We start from the raw sequence: 19,177 nt of genomic DNA, 5'->3' as shown, positions 1-19,177 counted from the left end.
CACTCATGTCAGCGGGCCCCGAAGAGTTCCAGCAGGTCGGCCTTGCCGAACATGCGCGCCGTGTCGAGCGCGGACGGCGTGCCCGAAGCCGGATCAGCCCCTGCGGCGAGCAGTGCCTCGATCACGGCTTTCTCGCCCTTGAAGACGGCACCGGCGAGCGGGGTCTGCCCCCGGTCGTTGGCCCGGTCGGGGTCGGCACCCCGGCCGGCGAGGGCCGTGACCGCCTCGGCGTGCCCGTGGTAGGCCGCGAGCATCAGCAGGGAGTCGCCGCGGTCGTTGGTGAGGTTGGCGGGGACGCCCGCGTCGACGTACGCGGCGAGCGCGTCGGCCTCACCGCGGCGGGCCAGGCCGAAGACCTCGGCCGCCAGCTCGACCACCTCGGGACCGGGGGTTTCGCTCATCGGACGGACCGCCTTCCATAACCGTTGTCGCTGCCGTTGACCTGCTGGGGAGTACGGCGCGGGGCCGTACGAGTGAATCGACAGGGTACTGCTCCCGCGCCGACATGACCCGGCCCCCTCAAGGCAAGAGATCACCCTGAACGGCCCGTTCCGGTCGCGGAACGTCGACTTGTTCCGCGCGGGCAGCCATCCCTTGTCCACCAGTCAAGTGAAAATGTCAGCTTTTCACCCAATTGCACCTTTTATCGTATAGATACTTCCCGTAATCCTGGAAGGACTCATGGTGACTGTCCCCTCAACCAGGAGAACGACTCATGATCCTTTCCATCTCGGGCGTCGTACTGCTCGGCATCATCGTCTTTCTGTTCTTCAAGAAGGACGGCCTCAAGGCATCGCACGCCATGATCTGCGCCCTGTTCGGCTTCTATCTGGCCGGCACCGCCATCGCACCGAGCATCACGGCGGGCGGGGCGAGCCTCGCCGGCCTGCTCGGCGGGATCAAGTTCTGACGCTCGGCAACCGTTCCCACCCCTTCAGGAGACCGACGTGGCCCGGCGACCACTCCCCCGCATTCTGAGCAGCGGCAGCGCATCGATCACTCGAAGCCGAGAGATCGCGCGCACGGCCGCCGACAGTGCCACCGACGTCCTCCATCCGCTGATCACGATCCTTCGTGGTCTGCGGCTGCTGGCCGCAGCAGGACGGCGGAAGTGGGCCGCAACGCCTAAGGACCGGCGTGGTCCCACGCTCTTCCTCGCTGCGGCCTGCGTGCTCGTGGTGGCGCTCATCCCGTACGGGCCTCTGCTGGCCGTGATCACGGTGATGAGCGCTGCCGCATGGAAGGGGCGGGACCGCACGCCCGTGCGGACCGGCCCCGACGAGACGGAGGCCGGACGGCTCCAGGCCCTGTACGAGGCGCTCGTGCCCTACTTCTCGACGGCCGACGATCCCAGTCCGCTGTTCTCCCACGGCGGCGACTGGGAGAAGGGCTTCGACGGTCACACCTTCGACGCCGACGGGCGCCTCACCAGCCTCCAGGTGAACTACCCCGCGTACTTCACCGACAGCGAACCGGCCTCCCGCTCCCGGATCGAACAGCTGCTCCAGGCCAAGTCCGGCCGCGGCCGCGAGTACCACTTCACCTGGGACGAGGAGAGCAACCACCTCGTCATGACGGTGCTCGACGCCCTGCCCGTCTCGATCGCCGCGCAGCGCTTCGTGACCGCGCCCGGCGAGACCGTGCTCGGCTTCACCGACGCCGACTCCGTACAGCGCACCGTGCCCGTGCTGGACGGCGACACCACCCGCGACGCACCCCCGGTCGTCTGGCGCACCGGGGCCCGTTCCACCGAACCCCATCTTCTCGTCGTCGGACAGCCCGGCAGCGGCACCACCACCCTGATGCGCTCCATCGCGCTCCAGGCGCTCCAGAACGGCGACATCATCGTCGTCGAAGGCAGCGGCACCGGCGAGTACGGCTTCCTGACCGGGCGCACCGGAGTGCTCGCCGTGGAGTGCGGGCTCGCCGGGGCCCTCGCGACCCTGGAATGGGCGGCCCACGAGACGGAGCGACGGCTGATCGCCGCGAACCGGGCCCGCCAGGCCGGGCACCCTGTCCCCGAGGACACCAAGCGGCCGTTGTGGATCCTGCTGGACCGGCCGAGCGTCCTCGGTCATCTGGCCGCGGCCGACGGCAGGCCCGACCCGCAGGAACTTCTCCAGGTCCCCCTCCGGCACGGGAGAGCGGCCGGGGTCACCGTCGTCATGGCGGACCAGTTCGACAGCGCCGAATCGCTGACCGAGACCGTACGGACCCACACCCGGGCGAGGGCGGTGCTCGGTCCGGCGTCACGTGAACAGATCGAGGCCGTACTCGGCGTGGAGCCGCACACGACGCCGACCCCGGACGTCCCGCCGGGCCGGGGCTATGCGCGTCTGGGTACGGGACCGGTCCTGCGGCTCCAGGTGCCCGCCACGCCCGACCCGTACGACGACGCCACCAGCGAAGCCCATCGGCAGGCCGTGCTCGACCTGCTGCCCGAACGGCCGCCGGCGGCCGGCGAGGCGCCCGTGACCGCGCCCGTCCCCGTGGCCGTCGAGGCACCCGTCGTGGAGCCGGTGTCCCGGGACCCGCTGGTCGGAGCTCCGGCGATCGCCGAACGGTGACGCGGTCAGGACGAACGGCCGGTGGGCGGGTACGGACTGTCTGTCCGTACCCGCCCACCGGCCGTTCACCGTTCCTCAGGCCACGAACGTCCTGGGCGCCTCGGCCCCCGCGCTCGCGCCCGAGCCGACGAGCTCCGCAGCCGCGGCGAGCCGCAGGGCCGCCTCGTCCGCCACCGGACCGCCCACGGTGAACGGCAGCCGGACATAGCCCTCGAAGGCCCCGTCGACCCCGAAGCGCGGCCCGGACGGCACGCGCACGCCCACCCGCTCCCCCGCCACGGCCAGCCGCGAGCCGGAGAGTCCTCCCGTGCGGACCCAGAGGGTGAGCCCGCCGCGCGGGACCTCGAACTCCCAGTCCGGCAGTTCCCTGCGCAGGGCCCGTACCAGGTCGTCCCTGTTCTCCCGGGCCTGCCCGCGCCTGATCTCCACGGCCTCCTCCCAGCCGCCCGTCCGCATAAGCCAGTTGATGGCGAGCTGCTCAAGCACCGGCGTACCCATGTCCGCGTAGGCGCGGGCCGCCACCAGACTGCGAATCACGTCCGGGGCCGCGCGCACCCAGCCGATCCGCATCCCGGCCCAGAAAGCCTTGCTCGCCGAGCCGACGGTCAGAACGGTACTGCCCGCCGGGTCGAAGGCGCAGACCCGGCGGGGCATCTCGACGTCAGCGTCGAGGTAGAGCTCGTTCATGGTCTCGTCGACGACGAGGACCGTACCCGCGGAGCGGGCGGCGTCCACGAGATCGCGCCGCTGCTGCTCGTCGGCGAGCGCCCCGGTCGGATTGTGGAAGTCGGCGACCACGTAGGCGAGGCGGGGCGCGGCGTCGCGCAGAACCTGGCGCCAGCGGTTCATGTCCCAGCCGCCGAGCCCTTCCTCCATCGCCACCGGCACCAGCCGGGCACCCGCCTCCCGCATCAGCTGGAGGATGTTGGCGTACGAGGGCGACTCGACCGCGATCCGCTCGCCCCGACCGGCGAAGAGGTGGCAGATCGCGTCGATGGCACCCATCGCACCGGTGGTGACCATGATCTGTTCGGGCATCGTCGCGATGCCGCGTTCGGTGTAGCGGGCGGCGATCATCTGACGCAGGGCGGGCAGCCCTGCCGGGTAGTCGCCGTGCGTGTGCGCGTAGGGCGGCAGTTCTTCCAGCGCGCCCTGCACCGCCCGGGTCAGCCAGGGTTCGGGGGCGGGCAGCGAGGCGCAGCCCAGGTCGATCATCGAGCCGAGAGACTCCGGGGGCAGGGGTTCGAGGCCGCGCGCGGGCAGCGGGTTGCCCGCGGGGACGGCGGTCCAGCTGCCCGCGCCCCGGCGTGACTCCAGGAAGCCTTCGGCCCGCAGCGCCTCGTAGGCGGCGGCGACGGTCGTACGGCTGACGGAGAGCGCGAGCGCCAGTTCCCGTTCGGCGGGCAGCCGCGCGGCGACCGGGACCCGGCCTTCGAGGACGAGCAGCCGTACCCCGTCGGCGAGCGCACGGTAGGCAGGCGGCTTACGGCTGCCGGGACCGGCCGGCCTGTCCTGCTGTGCATGCAGCTGCCGTGCGAGCTGAGCCGCACCGACCGTTGAAGTCCACTGCGCCATGGAAATCAGTCCACCTTCCACGGATTGGCCATAGTTGGCAGCCAATCCCCCGCCACAGAGTGACACGCGGCAGTCCACTCTCACCACACCAGGGGGCACCACTTGTCCGATTCCACCGGCGGGAGCCGGACTCATCTCACCCGGCGGCTGATCCAGCTGTACGGGGGCCTGGCTCTGTACGGGGCCAGTTCGGCCCTGCTGGTCCGCGCCGAGCTGGGCCTGGAACCCTGGGGTGTCCTGCACCAGGGCCTCACCGAGCTGACCGGCATCTCGATCGGCGTCGTCTCGATCATCGTCGGCGCGATCGTGCTGCTGCTGTGGATACCGCTCAGGCAGCGCCCCGGTCTCGGCACCGTCTCCAACGTCTTCGTCGTCGGTCTCGCCATGGACGGCACACTCGCCGTCGTACCGGCGATCCACGGGCTCGGCGCGCAGATCCCGGCGGCGGCCGTCGGAATCCTGCTCAACGGTGCGGCGACGGGGCTGTACATCTCGGCGCGGTTCGGACCCGGCCCGCGCGACGGGCTGATGACCGGCCTCAACCGGGCCACCGGGCGCTCCATCCGGCTGGTCCGTACGTCGATCGAGGTGGCCGTCGTGGTGACCGGATTCCTGCTCGGCGGCTCGCTGGGCGCCGGCACGGTCCTGTACGCCCTGGCGATCGGCCCGCTCGCCCAGTTCTTCCTGCGTGTGTTCGCCGTCCCGGGGCCCACCGTCGTCACCCCGGAGCCCGCCGCGGTCCCCGCCGGGGCCGCCGGGCTGTCACCCGGGCAGGCGATACTGCCGCGATGACTCATGGACGCCATCCCTACCTGGACCATCCCTCGACGATTCCGTTCGCCCACCGCGGCGGAGCGGCGGACGGCATGGAGAACACCGCGGCGGCCTTCCGGCGGGCCGCGGGCGCCGGATACCGCTACTTCGAGACCGATGTGCACACGACGTCCGACGGCCGGCTGGTGGCCTTCCACGACACCACGCTCGACCGGGTGACGGATGCCGTGGGACGCATCTCCGCGCTGCCGTGGAGCGAGGTGAGCCGGGCGCGCGTAGCGGGACGCGAGCCCCTGCCGCTCTTCGAAGAACTGCTGGAGGAGTTCCCGGACGCGCGGTGGAACGTCGACATCAAGGCGGAGCCGGCCCTCACGCCGCTCGTCGGACTGATCCGCAGAACCGGCGCCTGGGACCGGGTGTGCGTCGGCTCGTTCTCGGAGTCCCGGGTGGCCCGGGCCCACCGGCTGGCGGGCCCGCGCCTGGCGACCTCGTACGGCGTGCGCGGCGTCCTGGGACTGCGGCTGCGTTCGTACGGGATTCCGGCGGCACTCCGGGCCGGCGCCGTGTGCGCGCAGGTCCCGGAGAGCCAGAACGGCATCCGGGTGGTGGACCGGGGTTTCCTCCGGGCCGCGCACGCAAGGGGGCTCCAGGTGCACGTGTGGACGGTCAACGACGCGGAACGGATGGCGGCGCTCCTGGACCTCGGAGTGGATGGCATCATGACCGATCACATCGAGACGCTGCGCACGGTGCTGAGCGAGCGGGGGGCCTGGGCCTGACGCCGGTCCGTCCGTGTCCGCACGGGGATCAGCGAGGGGGCGCGGTGTGAGCACCGGTACCGCAGGAACGGCCGATCCGGCGGAGCGGCCCACCGGGGCCGATGAGCGCCGCCGTGAGCAACGCGGCTGGTACTTCTACGACTTCGCCTGCTCCGTCTATTCGACGAGCGTCCTCACGGTGTTCCTCGGCCCGTATCTGACGTCGGTCGCCAAGGCCGCCGCCGACGCCGAGGGGTTCGTTCACCCGCTGGGCATACCCGTGCGCGCCGGATCGCTGTTCGCGTACACCGTTTCGATGTCCGTGGTCGTGGCCGTCCTGCTCATGCCGGTGGCGGGGGCCGCGGCGGACCGCACGGGGCGCAAGAAGCCCCTGCTGGCCGTCGCCGCGTACACGGGTGCGCTGGCCACGACCGGCATGTTCTTCCTGGACGGCGACCGCTATCTGCTCGGCGCGTTCCTCCTGATAGTGGCCAACGCCTCGATCTCCGTGTCGATGGTGCTGTACAACGCCTACCTCCCGCAGATCGCGGAGCCCGACGAACGGGACGCGGTCTCCTCCCGGGGCTGGGCCTTCGGATACACCTCGGGCGCGCTCGTCCTGGTGCTCAATCTCGTCCTCTACACGGGGCACGACTCGTTCGGTCTCTCCGAGTCCGAGGCGGTACGGGTCTGCCTCGCCTCCGCGGGCGTCTGGTGGGGCGCCTTCACCCTCGTGCCCCTGCGGCGGCTGCGCGACCGGAAGGTGCGCCCCGGCGGGCCGGGCGCGGTCGGCTCGGGCTGGAAGCAGTTGCTGGCGACCCTTCGCGATATGCGCCGTCATCCGCTGACGCTGTCGTTCCTGCTGGCCTACCTCGTCTACAACGACGGGATCCAGACGGTGATCTCACAGGCGTCGCTGTACGGCTCCGAGGAGCTGGGCCTGGACCAGACGACGCTGATCACGGTCGTACTGCTGGTGCAGGTGCTGGCGGTGGCGGGCGCGCTGGGGATGGGGCGGCTGGCCCGGGTGTACGGCGCGAAGCGCACGATCCTGGCGTCCCTGGTCGTCTGGACGCTGATTCTTCTGGCCGCGTATGTGCTTCCGGCGGGTGAACCGGCCTTCTTCTACTCCCTGGCGGCCGCCATCGGCCTGGTTCTCGGCGGCAGCCAGGCCCTGTCGCGCTCGCTCTTCTCCCACCTGGTGCCGCGCGGCAAAGAGGCCGAGTACTTCTCCGCGTACGAGATGAGCGACCGCGGGCTGAGCTGGCTGGGGCCCCTCGTGTTCGGCCTCGCGTACCAGCTGACCAGCAGTTACCGGGAGGCGCTGCTCTCGTTGGTGATCTTCTTCGCGCTCGGTACGGTGCTGCTGGCGCGGGTGCCGGTGCGGGCCGCGGTGGCGGCGGCGGGCAACCCCGTTCCGGCCCGGATTTAGACGTTGAAGTGAAAGGCCGGTAGTGTACGCCTTTGGCCTGCCCGGAGGACCGTTACTGCGAGCGGAAGAAGCCAAACCGTTGGGTGACAACTTCTGCCGGATGTGACAAACCGGGCATTGGTGGGTACGTAAAACCCTGGAAACCCAGTACAAGCAGCGGCACGACGGGCGACGCAGACCGGCAACGGGAATCTTTACCGCCGACCGGACGTTGACCGGATGACGACGACAGCGACATCTGTCCTGTGGGCGACAAGCCCGGGAGGCACGATTCATGAGTGAGCGAGCTCTCCGCGGCACGCGACTCGTGGTTACCAGCTACGAGACGGACCGCGGCATCGATCTGGCCCCGCGCCAGGCGGTGGAGTACGCATGCCAGAACGGACATCGATTTGAGATGCCGTTCTCGGTAGAGGCGGACATTCCGCCGGAGTGGGAGTGCAAGGCGTGCGGCGTCATGGCACTCCTGGTTGACGGGGATGGCCCCGAAGAGAAGAAGGGCAAGCCTGCGCGCACGCACTGGGACATGCTCATGGAGCGGCGCACCCGCGAGGAGCTTGAGGAGGTGCTGGCCGAGAGGCTGGCGGTTCTGCGCTCCGGAGCCATGAACATTGCCGTGCACCCGCGGGACAGCAGGAAGTCTGCCTGACCCGCGTACAGCCGCACAGATACAAAAGCCGCGGGCCCGGACACAGAACGTGTGTCCGGGCCCGCGGCTTTTCTGTTCGCGGTCGGAGGAACCTCGAGGAGCGCCGGAGGACCTCAGGGAGTCAGGGGCGGCCTGGGTCCCTCGCCGGCGCGAGGAGGGGCCTCGGTGCCGTCCTCGCGAACGACCTCGCCCTGCACGACCTTGCCGTCGGGGCGGTGCATCCGGGCCTGCTGGAAGGCGTCCGAGAGACTGCCGGGAGAAGCGGCCCGCATCCGGCGCTCGAGAGACCGCTCCGTGTACCGCCCGAGAGCGGACCGGACCGGCGGCACCAGCAGGAGCAGGCCCGCCACGTCGGAGATCAGCCCCGGGATCATCAGGAGCAGACCGCCCAGCATCAGGAAGCCGTTGCCCTTGCGGCCCGGGGCCGGGCCGGGCGGCACGGCCTGGGCGCCGGGCTGTCCGGGCATCTGCTGGAGCGTCTCGGTGAGGTTGCGGAAGGCCCGTCGGCCCGCGCTCTTCATCACCACGGCCCCGAGCACGGCCCCGGCCACCAGGAGCAGCAGCACGACGAAGCCGCTCGCCGCTTCCGCGACCACCGTCAGCAGCCAGATCTCCAGCACCACCCAGGCGGCGAGGGCCAGGGGCAGCAGCCTGCGGGCGCGTGAGCGCTTGGGACGTTCGGGGGGCGGTGTGGCCGTCGTCATGCCCCCAGTGTGCCCGTACGGACGTGTAAACGCCGTAAGGGGGTGATCATGACGCCCGACGGGTGATGTCCCGGGCGGCGGTCGGGGGCGGTCAAGGGGCCTTGCGGCCCAGGACCTTGTTGGCCCGGCTCGTGAGACCCCAGCCGGTGACCCGCCACAGCGCCTCGACGAGGATGTCGCGACTCATCTTCGAGTCGCCGATCTCGCGCTCCATGAAGGTGATGGGGACCTCGACGACGTGATAGCCCGCCTCGACGGAGCGCCGGGCCAGATCGACCTGGAAGCAGTAGCCCTGCGAGGCGACCTCGTCGAGACCGAGGCCGGCCAGGGTCTCCGTGCGGAAGGCGCGGTAGCCGCCGGTGACGTCCCGCACGGACAGGCCCAGCAGCATCCGCGAGTAGAGGCTGCCGCCGCGGGAGATGACCTCGCGGTGCTTGGGCCAGTTCACGACCCGCCCGCCCGGCACCCAGCGCGAACCGAGAACCAGGTCGGCGCCCTTCAGCGCGGTGAGCAGCCGGGGCAGTTCCTCGGGCTGGTGCGAGCCGTCGGCGTCCATCTCGACCAGGACGCCGTAGCCGTGCTCGGTCCCCCAGCGGAAGCCCGCCAGGTACGCGGCACCGAGCCCCTCCTTGCCCTTGCGGTGCAGGACGTGGACGTTGCCGTCGCCCGCCGCCAGCTCGTCGGCGACCTTGCCGGTGCCGTCGGGGCTGTTGTCGTCGGCGACCAGGATGTCGGCATCGGGAACGGCGGCACGCACCCGGCCAACGATCGGCTCGATGTTCTCGGCCTCGTTGTAGGTCGGGATGATGACCAGGACTCTGCCGAGCGGGCCGTACTGCCGCTGACCGCCGTCGTTCACAACTGCCCCTTAAAGTCCGTACGCAGGTGTCCACCATATCCAGCGTCCCGGCGCCGGGCTCCGACGCGGTCGCGGGGCGTCGCCCCTTCGGGCGGACAGATGCACGGAACTACGGACAGAACTGCGGATCGGGGCCCGGCGTCCTTCGGGCCGGCCTGGGACCTGCTGGCTGCGGGTCGCCCGAAAGCCGTTGTCTACTGAACGTCCGGGCCCCACCCGGGTCGCACCCTCCGTCCGGCTGAAACCTTCCCTCGCCCCCGAGGCGCGGGCGCTGAACCTGGCTGTCAGTGGTGGTGCGCCGGTGCGGCACACCACCTCATGACCCAGCGGCGTTCGACGACTGCGTGGACGTTTAACCGGTCGGACGTCCTGTGGTGGACTCGGCCGAACCTACCGGCCGGTGGGCGCGTTCTGTCAATAGCCCTTTGACCTGCGGTTTTTACCTAAACTGCCTGGTCAGTGACGAAGATCCGCAGGTCGCGGCAGAGTGGCCGCACCCTCGGCCGGCGGTACGAAATGTCCGCACGTCACTCGTTCGGCCGTACGTAGACACTTTGTCCGAACACCACGGTGCGCAGACAGACCGGGAGTTCGGTGCCCGGAGTGAGATCCGGCAGGCCAGGGGTACCGGACCGGGGGTCGGTCGACCAGCGGGCGACCCGGTCGTCGGGGGCCTGGACGACCAGTTCGGCCGTACGCCAGACCGCGTAGTCGGCCGGGGCGCCGGGCACGAGAACGCCGCCGTCGTCGCGGCCGACGGCCCGCCAGCCGCCACGGGTGTGGGCGGTGAATCCCGCCCGTACGGAGATGCGGTGCTCGGGCGTCCGATGGAACGCGGCGGCCCGCACGGTGCCCCACGGGTCGAGGGGGGTCACCGGGCTGTCCGAGCCGAAGGCCAGCGGCACACCGGTGCGCAGGAGAGCCGCGTACGGGTTCAGGGTCCTGGCCCGCTCGGCACCGAGGCGCTGGGCGTACATGCCCTCGTCGCCGCCCCAGGCCGCGTCGAAGGCGGGCTGGACGGAGGCGGTGAGGCCCAGCTCGGCGAAGGCGGCGATGGTCTCGGGGGTGAGCATCTCGGCGTGCTCGACCCGGTGCCTGGCGGCGCGGACGCGGCCGAGTCCGAGCCTCTCGGACGCGGCCCGGACGCCCGCCACGACGGCGGAGACGGCCGCGTCGCCGATGGCGTGGAAGCCTGCCTGGAGTCCTGCCTCGGTGCAGGCGGTGACATGGGCGGCGATCTCCGCGGTGTCCAGATGGGCGGTGCCGGTGTGCGGGGCGTCCGCGTACGGCTCATGAAGGCATGCGGTGTGGGAGCCGAGGGAGCCGTCGACGAAGAGGTCACCGGCCGCCCCGATCGCCCCGAGCTCACGGATGCGGCGCGCGCCCTTCTCGTCGCTGATGCGCTCGGCCCAGTAGCCGTGCACCCTGGGGCCCGGCTGTTCGGCGGCGAGTGCGAGCAGGCTCGTGAAGTCGTCCTCGTCGGAGATGTCGGGTCCCGCGCACTCGTGGACCGTTCCGATGCCGAGCGAGGCGGCGTGCCGCAGGGCGGCGCGCTGTGCCTCGGCCCGCTGACGCGGCGACAGGGCGCCGTGGGCGGCGGAGCGCACGGCGTGGTGGGCGGGGCCGGTGAGGGGGGCGTCAGGGTGGTAACCGGCGAGCCCGGTGACACCTGGGACGAGGTCCAGGAGGGCGGTCGTGACGACCGCGGAGTGGACGTCGATACGCGGCAGATAGACGGGCCTGCCACCGGCCGCGGCGTCGAGCTCGGCACGCGTGGGCGGGCGCTGCTCGGGCCAGCGCGTGGCATCCCAGCCGTGGCCGAGCAGGACCCGGTCCCCCGGGCGGCCGCTCACGTACGCGCGAACGAGACCGAGGGCGCCGGGGAGGCTGCGGGCGCCGGAGAGGTCGAGTCCGGTGAGGGCGAGGCCGGTGGAGGTCGTGTGGACGTGGGCGTCGGTGAAGGCCGGGGTGACGAGGGCCCCCTCGAGGTCGATCACCTCGTCGACGCCGCCGGCGAAGGCGTCGGCCGCCCCTTCCGAGCCCACCCAGGCGACGTGCCCGCGTTCTACGACCATCGCGGTGGCGAACGGGTCGGCTGGACTGTGGACGTCTCCACCGCGCAGCAGCACGGTGCGGTGGTCGCTCTGGGGGGCGGTGCTCTCGGTCATGGGAACAGTCTCCCGCCTCCCCGGAACGCCCCGGCCCGCGGCCCCCTCAGATGTGGGGCGGCCGCGCCTCGTACGGGGTGGAGAGGACGACCGTGGTACGCGTCGACACACCCGCGAGGGTGCGGATGCGGGTGAGCAGGTGCTCCAGTTCGAGGGGGGTCCCCACGCGCACCTTGAGGATGTAGTTCTCGTCGCCCGCCACGCTGTGGCAGGCCTCCAGCTCGCGCACCTCGGCGAGCCGCTCCGAGATGTCGTCGGGGGCGCTGGGGTCGAACGGCTTCACCGAGATGAACGCGGTGAGGGGCAGGCCGACGGCCTCGGGGTCGACGACCGCGGCATAGCCCCGGATCACCCCGCGCTGCTCCAGCCGGCGGACACGCTGATGAACGGCCGAGGTGGACAGGCCCGTGGCCTTGCCCAGGTCGGTGTAGCTCATCCGGCCGTCCTTGACGAGCAACTCCACAATCTGACGGTCCAGCTCCTCCATGCGGATCAACCTATGCCCCAGGTCCCTTCCGGCACAGTCGTGAGGGGCCCGGAAGGGCACCTGCGAGGGGCATGTGACGAATGCCACAGGCTTACGGATGGGTAGCGCACGGCCTCGCGGTTACGGGCCTCGCGCGACGGGAAGTGCTTGCTGTGGCCGAGGCCACGGCGCCTTGCCGGCCCACCCGAGGGGGAATTTCCATGCAGAGCCTGAAGCTCACCGGACCTACCGAACCGGAACCTGTTGATCCGGACGAGGACGCCGCACTCGACGCGTACGACACATTCGAGATGTACCGGGTGATCTGCCCGGACTGCGCGCAGCCGATCGCGCTGCTGGCGGACGAGGACGTCCTGCCGGAGCACGCGCTGTGCCCGAGTCCGTGGAACCCGTTCGGTCTCACGGTCTGCGCGGGTACGGGCCGGGCCGCGGCCGAGGCCCGCCCCGCCGACGAGTCCCTCGACGCCCAGGAGCAGGAGACGGCCCTGCTGCTGACGCTTCCTCAGGGCCTCGACTGGCGGATGCAGCCGTTCTCGCACGCAGGCGGGGAGGGTTCGCGCCCGCTGCGGATTGCCCGGATGCGGCGTCACGCCGCCTGACGTACCTCTGTCGCAGCGCACCACGTACGGGCGGGCCCGCGTGGTGCCGACAGCGCCCACCGGCCGGGCAGGGACGGCGCCCACCTGGCGAACTGGCGCGCGAGCGGGTCCGGCAGTGACCCCGCCCCGGCCTCAGCCGTTGGCCCTGCATGACCATGCTGCACTCCACGGCCGGCCCAGGCCGACGCCGCCTCGTCGCTCCGGCCTCCGAGGAATCGGTTCCGAGCGGCGGCCCGCAGGCCCAGTGGCCCGGACAGCAGCCGCCACGGCCCTTCGAGCCTCAGCCCACGACCCGGGCGACCGGTAGCCGGTCGGGCCTGCCGCACACGGCCGACCCACCCATCTACCGGGCCATGCTGCGCCATTGGGAAGGCACGGGGCGGACCTTGCCGGGCCGTCAGGACACGGAGTGGAACCGCATCATGACGACACCCGTGTGGTCGGACGGCTCCGGTCGCGTCAGCGCGTCTCGGGACCCGCGAGGTGGCGGGCGATGACCATGCGCTGGATCTGATTGGTGCCCTCGACGATCTGGAGCACCTTGGCCTCGCGCATCAGGCGTTCGACGGGGAAGTCGAGCGTGTAGCCGTATCCGCCGAGCACCTGGACGGCGTCCGTGGTCACCCGCATGGCAGCGTCCGTGCAGAACAGCTTCGCCATCGCCGCCTCCCGCGAGAACGGCCGGCCGGCGTCGCGCAGCCGGGCCGCCGCCAGGTAGAGCGACCGGCCGGCCTCGATCTGCGTGGCCATGTCCGCGAGCATGAACCGCAGGCCCTGGAAGTCGGCGATGGGACGGCCGAACTGGCGTCGCCCGGTGGCGTATTCGACCGCTTCCGTGAGAGCGGCCTGGGCCACACCGATGGCGCAGGCGGCGATGCCGAGGCGCCCGGAGTCGAGCGCGGACAGGGCGATGGCGAAGCCCTGCCCCTCCTCGCCGATGCGACGGGAGTCGGAAACCCTGACTCCGTCGAAGTTCAGCTGGGTGGTGGGCGAGCCCTTCATCCCCATCTTCTTCTCGGGGAGGGCAGCGCTGAGCCCTTCGGCGTCACCCGGGACGAGGAAGGCCGTGATGCCGCGCGGACCGTCGACGCCCGTGCGTGCCAGCACCGTGTAGAAGTCGGCGACACCGCCGTGGGTGATCCACGCCTTCGTGCCCGTGAGGATCCAGTCCCCGCCGGAGCCGGAGGCGCCCTCTCCGTCGCGTACGGCCTTCGTTCGCAGCGAGGCGGCGTCGGAACCCGACGACGGCTCGGAGAGGCAGTAGGCGCCCAGCAGGCCGCCGGAGAGCATCGCCGGGAGGTGCGTGGCCTGCTGCTCCTTGGTGCCGAATCCGGCGAGTGCGTGGCAGGCGAGCGAGTGGACGCTGACGCCGAGACCGACGGTGAGACGGGCGGCCGCCAGCTCCTCCAGGACCTGGAGATAGACCTCGTACGGCTGGTCGCCGCCGCCGTGGTCCGAGTCGTAGGGCAGTCCGAGCAGTCCGGACTCGGAGAGCAGGGTGAAGATCTCACGCGGGAACAGGCCCGCTTCCTCCTCCTCGGCCGCGCGGGGCGCGATCTCCCTGGACACGATGTCGCGGACGAGCGCGACGAGCTGCCGGGACTCCTCGGTGGGCAGGCTTCGTTCCACCAGCTGCGGGGCACGGTCGGGCATGACGGCGCTCTCCTCCCTGTCAGGCGTAGCGGCGGTCGCACGCACGGGGTAGGAGCGGCGCCGCCGGGTGATCCCGGGCATGGCCCGGGCATATGGCTCCTCAACCGATCCTGCCCTCTCGGATCACAAGAGGCGCTGGCCAGCGGCTGTGGCGGCTTGAGTATGCCCGATAGGAGCGCAGCCGTCACGGGGTGGGTGGCGGGCGGGCGGCGCTGAAGACGGCCCGGCCCTCCGGCCCGGCCGCTCCTGCCCGTCCGGGGGTCCGGACGGTCGGCGGACCGGCTGGGCGGGCCGATGCGGCGGGGACCTGGATTCCGGTGGGGCGGGGGTCCGGACGGCCCCGCCCCTGTGGGCCGTCAGAGGATTCCGAGCCCCTTCAGGACCCGGCTCTGCGCCGCCGTCGCAGTGGCGGGGAAGTAGACGTAGCAGACCCCTCCCGTGCCTCCTCTGACCCGGCCGGTGGCGTCGTAGCGCTTCGTACGGAGCCAGATGTTCTCCCACTCGCGGCGTCGGTAGACACGGCGTACGGCCTCGTTGGAGGGCGAGGCGGGGTCGTTCGCGATCACGTCTCCGTCGGCGGTGAAGCCGATCACCGTCATCAGGTGGCCCGAGGTGCCGTAGCCCGCCCCGGTCAGCTCCTCCTTGATGAAGGACTGCGACGTGATCACCGGGATGCCGGCACCGATCAGCTTCTCCAGGTCCGTCAGGGAGCCGAGCCGGGTGACCACGGCGCCCATGTCCTTGTACGTGGCGGCGTAGGCGGCGTTGAAGGGCCAGTTGCCGCAGCCCTCGTACTGGTAGTCGAACGTGTACCGGGCCGCGTGGCAAATCTGCGGGTCGGCGATCCCCGGCCTCACCCAGGCCAGGTCCTCGGCGGTGGGCCTGCGCCCCCAGTACTCGATGATCATCTGGGAGGAGGTGGGACTGCACCAGGCCTCGCCCCCGTTGTCGTACTCGGGGTACTCCCCCACGTGGACGTTCTGCGAGTACCGCGGAACCAGCAGCTCACGGGCGAGGCCGGGCGTGGTGGCGGGGACGGTGAAACGGTCCGGGATGTCGGAGGCCATCGCGCCGACCCGCCGGACCGTGGGCGTGCGAGTGGTCCCGGGGGTGCGGTGGAGGGTGAGGCGCAGCCGGTACGAGAGGAGCCGGAGCCCGCTCGCCGCGTCGTCCACGGAGAAGGTGTCGGTCCACACCGAACTCTTGCCGTCGCCCTGGTCGTCGACCGAGGTGCGCCGGATGTCCCCGTCACCGGCCGCCCAGCGGCCCATCACGTACCAGGGGGTTTCGGTGCCGTCGGAGTAGCTGCCGCGCAGCTCGACCTGGATCCATGTGCCCGCCGGGGTGTGGGCGTTCCAGGAGGCGATCACTTCGGTGGCGGGGACGGTGGAGCGGTGGACCGGCGAGGTCCACGTGGCGTACTCCCAGGAACTGGTCCTGCCGGTGTGCGGGTCGGTGTAGTCGCCGCGCCCGGCGGGGGCGGAGATCTCCAGCCCGGGCCTGCGGCCCGCGACGACCCGGGTGCCCGCTCCGGAGCCGCAGCGCCAGTCGGTGTACGTGTTCCAGAAGCGGTTGTCCACCGGCGAAGCCGTCCCGGTGGGGGCGGCCGCGAGGGATGCCGCGGCCGTCGCGGGCCCGGCGGCGGCCACCGCGCCGCCGGTCGCGGCTGCCGCGAGCGCGGCGGTCAGCACGGTTCTGCGCGAAGTCGGTCTGGTCATGGGCGAGACCCCCGGTCGTGAGCGGAATGGGGCTGCGGGTGCCGGTCAGTGGGGCAACTATCGCGGGTCGCGGCACCGTTCGGCCAGCGATTCGACTCGCGCCGCCGCACCAATATTGGTCTGATCCACTGGCGTGACCTGGGGTTGCTCCGACCGGGCTCGTAGGCTGGGCTGATGAACGACCTCACCCCCGGCCTCGCCGGGCTCGCCCGCCGTCTGCGGTCCCTGCCCCCGTCCTGCGGCCCGGTGCGGCTGGTGGCGGTCGACGGTCACGCCGGTTCGGGCAAGAGCACGTTCGCGGCCCGGCTCTCCGATGCGCTCGGAGACGCGCCCGTACTGCACCTCGACGACCTGGCGACCCACGACGAGCTCTTCGCGTGGACGGAACGGCTGCGCGAGCAGGTGCTCGTCCCCTTCTCGCGCGCCGAGCCTGCGCGCTGCACGCCGTACGACTGGACGCGGCGGCGCTTCGGGCCCGCGCGGACGCTGGAGCCCGCTCCCGTGGTGCTGATGGAGGGTGTCGGGTCGGGGCGGCGGGAGGTGCGCCCGGTGCTTGCGGCGCTGCTCTGGATGGAGCTGGCGAGCGGCCCGTCCTGGGAACGCGGCCGGCGCCGCGACGGCCCCGCGCTCGGCGAGTTCTGGGACGGCTGGACAGCCGCCGAGGAACGGCATTTCGCCGAGGACCCCTCACGGCCCTACGCCGATGCCCTGATACGGCAGTTGCCCGTGGGATACGAGTGGCTGAAGGGACCACGCCCCACCACAGGGGCGAACCTTTTCGTCACCGAGAGTGAAGGCTTGGCGCCGCCCCCCTGAGCAGTGGGCAATCGGCCGGGAAGTCCCTCAACTCGGCTTGACCGAGGGGCCGTACAGGTCTTACGTTCTCAATGTGCGGCTTTTCGGAGCCCCGTAGACGCGAAGCCCCCGGTTGTTCCCCCGTGATCGGGGGCTTCGTTCTGCCCCCCGGCCCTTCTCGCGGTTGCCCGGTACAGACCTCTTCGCTCACACACGGTCACGGTCGGCCGTCGCGACGCCCTTAGCCGCCTGCTGTCTTCGCGGGTACGATGCACAGCGGTGCGGTCAATTCCCGTCCCCGGCACAGTGATTCGACGTGCCCAGGTGGGCATGCTGTGCGGGCGGGACATCCTGGGGGCACGGTTTGTGGGGGACCTGATGGACATCGGCACGCAGGGCTCACACGCCCCCGCCGACCTCGCCTGGCTGCGCGGCGTCGACGCCTACACCATGGGCGCGTATCCGCAGGCCGAGGAGGAGTTCAGAACCGCGGTACGTTTCGATCCCGGCATGGCGGACGGCTGGCTCGGCCTCCACGCCCTGCGGATCGACACGACCACGGCGCTGCTGCGCATGTACCGCCATCGCGATCGCTTCGGTGAACAGCGCGCGCGGCATCGGCGCGCCCTGAACTCCTGGTACTGGCTGGGCTGGTGGGTGCAGCCCGTGCTGGAGAGCCCGCGTGATCTGCTGCTCGCGCAGGCCTCCCACTGGCTGGACGGCCGGCATGTGCCCGAGCTGGACCGGGCCCTCGCGGGGCTGCCGCCGGTCGACGCGGACCCGCAGGTGCGGTTCCTGCACGCCTGCCGCTCGTATCTGGTCAAGGACTGGGAGCAGCTCGTACGCAACACCGAGCAGCTCGTCGAGGACCCTCTGCTCGGCATCGAGGCGGGACTGTTCGGAGGTATGGCCCGGGTGCGGCTGGAAATGTACGGGCAGGCCGAACCGCTGCTCTCCGCCGCCCTGATGCGCTGCCGCAGCGAGCAGCCGCAGCGCAAGGAGCTGCGCTACTGGCTGGCACGGGCCCATGAGGGCACGGGCCGCAGTGCCGCGGCCCTGCCCCTCTACCGTGCGGTGCACCGGGTCGATCCGGCGTTCATGGACACGTCCGCCCGGCTCGCGGCGATCTCCGAAGGCGACGGGTACGACGACTCGGCCGATCTGGCGTCGGTGGCGCTGACGGGCTTCGGTTCGGACGGCCTGGGCGCGGAGACGCAGATCGACGGCGACGCGTTACTGAGTACGGATGTGGTGGACGGCCGGGAACCGTGGCTCGGGGGCGACCCTCAGAGCCTGGGCGCGATCGTCGCGCCGCCGCCGGTGGACGGGGTGCGGGCGAAGTCGCCGGTGGGAACCCGGTCGGGGCCCGCGGTCTTCCCGGCGGGTCCCAGTGACACCGCGCTGCTCGCCGAGGCGCTGGCCGAGCTGGAACGGATGGTCGGCCTGGAACCGGTGAAACGCCAGGTCAAGGCCCTGTCCGCCCAGCTGAACATGGCGCGTCTGCGCGCCGAGCAGGGGCTGCCCGTCCAGCCGCCGAAGCGGCACTTCGTCTTCTCCGGCCCGTCCGGCACCGGCAAGACGACCGTCGCGCGCATTCTGGGCCGGGTCTTCTACGCGCTGGGTCTGCTCGGAGGCGACCATCTGGTGGAGGCTCAACGGGCGGACCTCGTCGGCGAGTTCCTCGGGCAGACCGCGGTCAAGGCCAACGAGCTGATCGATTCGGCGCTCGGCGGAGTGCTGTTCGTCGACGAGGCGTACAGCCTCGCCAACTCCGGATACAGCAAGGGTGACGCGTACGGGGACGAGGCCCTGCAGGTCCTCCTCAAGCGGGCCGAGGACAACCGGGACCATCTCGTGGTGATCCTCGCGGGTTACCCGGAGGGCATGGACCGGCTGCTCTCCACCAATCCAGGACTCTCCTCGCGCTTCACCAGCCGGGTGGACTTCCCCAGCTACCGTCCGCTGGAGCTCACCGCGATCGGCGGGGTGCTGGCCTCGGAGAACGGGGACGCGTGGGACGAGGAGTCGCTGGAGGAGCTGCGGAGCATCAGCGCCCATGTCGTGGACCAGGGATGGATCGACGAGCTGGGCAACGGGCGGTTCCTGCGGACGCTGTACGAGAAGTCCTGCGCGTACCGTGACCTGCGGCTGTCCGGGTACGCGGCGGTGCCGACCCGGGACGATCTGGCCACGTTGCGGCTGCCGGATCTGATGCAGGCGTACGGCGAGGTGCTGTCCGGCCGGGGGCCTGTGAACCGGGGGCCGCAGGAGCCGGGAACGGCGTGAGCGGCCGCGTGCCGGGGCGTCGGGCGGGACGGGTTTCCGGCCGGGACGTCCGCCGGAACGGGTTGTCCGCAAGCGCCGGACCGGCTGAGACCGTCCTCGAAGCGCCGGACGGGCTCGACGTGCCCGCCCGGCGAGGAGGGTCCCGCGCTGGGG

At 71.4% G+C, this 19,177-nt stretch carries 17 protein-coding genes; 9 read left to right on the top strand and 8 right to left on the bottom strand.

Annotated elements, in window-relative coordinates:
• Positions 1-8: 8 nt before the first annotated feature.
• Positions 9-401 carry an ankyrin repeat domain-containing protein gene (locus F0344_RS31300; RefSeq protein WP_185301972.1) on the bottom strand — a complete coding sequence of 131 codons (393 nt, stop codon included), beginning with the start codon at positions 399-401 and terminating at the stop codon, positions 9-11.
• Positions 402-715: 314 nt separating this feature from the next.
• Here F0344_RS31300 and F0344_RS31295 point away from each other — a divergent pair, with 314 nt between their 5' ends.
• Entirely contained in the window at positions 716-910 is a 195-nt protein-coding gene (locus F0344_RS31295) for a hypothetical protein (protein ID WP_185301971.1), read from the top strand.
• Between the two features lie 37 nt (positions 911-947).
• Entirely contained in the window at positions 948-2,567 is a 1,620-nt protein-coding gene (locus F0344_RS31290; RefSeq protein ID WP_185301970.1) for a hypothetical protein, read from the top strand.
• A gap of 75 nt (positions 2,568-2,642) precedes the next feature.
• On the opposite strand, the gene F0344_RS31285 is transcribed toward F0344_RS31290, so the two are convergent.
• The gene (locus F0344_RS31285) at positions 2,643-4,142 is read right to left on the bottom strand and encodes an SCO1417 family MocR-like transcription factor (protein WP_185301969.1); all 1,500 of its coding nucleotides are present in this window, start codon (positions 4,140-4,142) and stop codon (positions 2,643-2,645) included.
• Between the two features lie 102 nt (positions 4,143-4,244).
• On the opposite strand from F0344_RS31285, the gene yczE reads away from it, so the two are divergent.
• The 4 genes from yczE (at position 4,245) to F0344_RS31265 (ending at position 7,755) form a co-directional block, all read left to right on the top strand.
• Positions 4,245-4,934: a membrane protein YczE gene (gene yczE / locus F0344_RS31280; RefSeq protein WP_185301968.1), complete on the top strand. Its 690-nt coding sequence runs from the start codon at positions 4,245-4,247 to the stop codon at positions 4,932-4,934.
• The gene (locus F0344_RS31275; RefSeq protein WP_185301967.1) at positions 4,931-5,695 is read left to right on the top strand and encodes a glycerophosphodiester phosphodiesterase family protein; all 765 of its coding nucleotides are present in this window, start codon (positions 4,931-4,933) and stop codon (positions 5,693-5,695) included. The genes yczE and F0344_RS31275 overlap by 4 nt, the downstream gene beginning before the upstream one ends.
• 46 nt (positions 5,696-5,741) lie before the next feature.
• Entirely contained in the window at positions 5,742-7,106 is a 1,365-nt protein-coding gene (locus tag F0344_RS31270; protein WP_185301966.1) for an MFS transporter, read from the top strand.
• Between the two features lie 274 nt (positions 7,107-7,380).
• Positions 7,381-7,755: an RNA polymerase-binding protein RbpA gene (locus F0344_RS31265; RefSeq protein WP_185301965.1), complete on the top strand. Its 375-nt coding sequence runs from the start codon at positions 7,381-7,383 to the stop codon at positions 7,753-7,755.
• A 113-nt stretch (positions 7,756-7,868) separates the two neighbouring features.
• Here the strand turns inward: F0344_RS31265 and fxsA are convergent, their stop codons facing one another.
• The 4 genes from fxsA to F0344_RS31245 form a co-directional block, all read right to left on the bottom strand.
• Complete coding sequence (gene fxsA, locus F0344_RS31260; protein ID WP_185301964.1) at positions 7,869-8,459, bottom strand: FxsA family membrane protein; 591 nt, start codon at positions 8,457-8,459, stop codon at positions 7,869-7,871.
• A gap of 91 nt (positions 8,460-8,550) precedes the next feature.
• The gene (locus F0344_RS31255; RefSeq protein ID WP_185301963.1) at positions 8,551-9,318 is read right to left on the bottom strand and encodes a polyprenol monophosphomannose synthase; all 768 of its coding nucleotides are present in this window, start codon (positions 9,316-9,318) and stop codon (positions 8,551-8,553) included.
• Positions 9,319-9,845: 527 nt separating this feature from the next.
• Positions 9,846-11,486 (bottom strand): amidohydrolase, encoded by a 1,641-nt coding sequence (locus tag F0344_RS31250; RefSeq protein WP_185301962.1) that lies wholly within the window; start codon positions 11,484-11,486, stop codon positions 9,846-9,848.
• A gap of 46 nt (positions 11,487-11,532) precedes the next feature.
• A complete protein-coding gene (locus F0344_RS31245; RefSeq protein ID WP_185301961.1) occupies positions 11,533-11,973 on the bottom strand; it encodes an Lrp/AsnC family transcriptional regulator in 441 nt (146 codons plus the stop codon).
• 200 nt (positions 11,974-12,173) lie between these two features.
• Between F0344_RS31245 and F0344_RS31240 the strand changes: the two genes are divergently transcribed.
• Positions 12,174-12,572 carry a hypothetical protein gene (locus F0344_RS31240; RefSeq protein WP_185301960.1) on the top strand — a complete coding sequence of 133 codons (399 nt, stop codon included), beginning with the start codon at positions 12,174-12,176 and terminating at the stop codon, positions 12,570-12,572.
• Between the two features lie 459 nt (positions 12,573-13,031).
• On the opposite strand, the gene F0344_RS31235 is transcribed toward F0344_RS31240, so the two are convergent.
• Both F0344_RS31235 and F0344_RS31230 read right to left on the bottom strand, forming a co-directional pair.
• Positions 13,032-14,225 (bottom strand): acyl-CoA dehydrogenase family protein, encoded by a 1,194-nt coding sequence (locus F0344_RS31235; RefSeq protein ID WP_185301959.1) that lies wholly within the window; start codon positions 14,223-14,225, stop codon positions 13,032-13,034.
• Between the two features lie 356 nt (positions 14,226-14,581).
• Positions 14,582-15,943 (bottom strand): peptidase C39 family protein, encoded by a 1,362-nt coding sequence (locus F0344_RS31230; RefSeq protein WP_185301958.1) that lies wholly within the window; start codon positions 15,941-15,943, stop codon positions 14,582-14,584.
• A gap of 174 nt (positions 15,944-16,117) precedes the next feature.
• Between F0344_RS31230 and F0344_RS31225 the strand changes: the two genes are divergently transcribed.
• Positions 16,118-16,759 (top strand): uridine kinase family protein, encoded by a 642-nt coding sequence (locus tag F0344_RS31225; protein ID WP_185301957.1) that lies wholly within the window; start codon positions 16,118-16,120, stop codon positions 16,757-16,759.
• A gap of 357 nt (positions 16,760-17,116) precedes the next feature.
• Positions 17,117-19,024, top strand: coding sequence for an AAA family ATPase (locus F0344_RS31220; protein WP_258050175.1), 1,908 nt, complete (start codon positions 17,117-17,119; stop codon positions 19,022-19,024).
• Positions 19,025-19,177: the final 153 nt, after the last annotated feature.

It is taken from the genome of Streptomyces finlayi (assembly GCF_014216315.1).
Lineage (GTDB): Bacteria > Actinomycetota > Actinomycetes > Streptomycetales > Streptomycetaceae > Streptomyces > Streptomyces finlayi_A.
The sequence above is the reverse complement of the archived record's forward strand: the minus strand, read 5'-3'. Positions and strand labels throughout refer to the sequence as shown.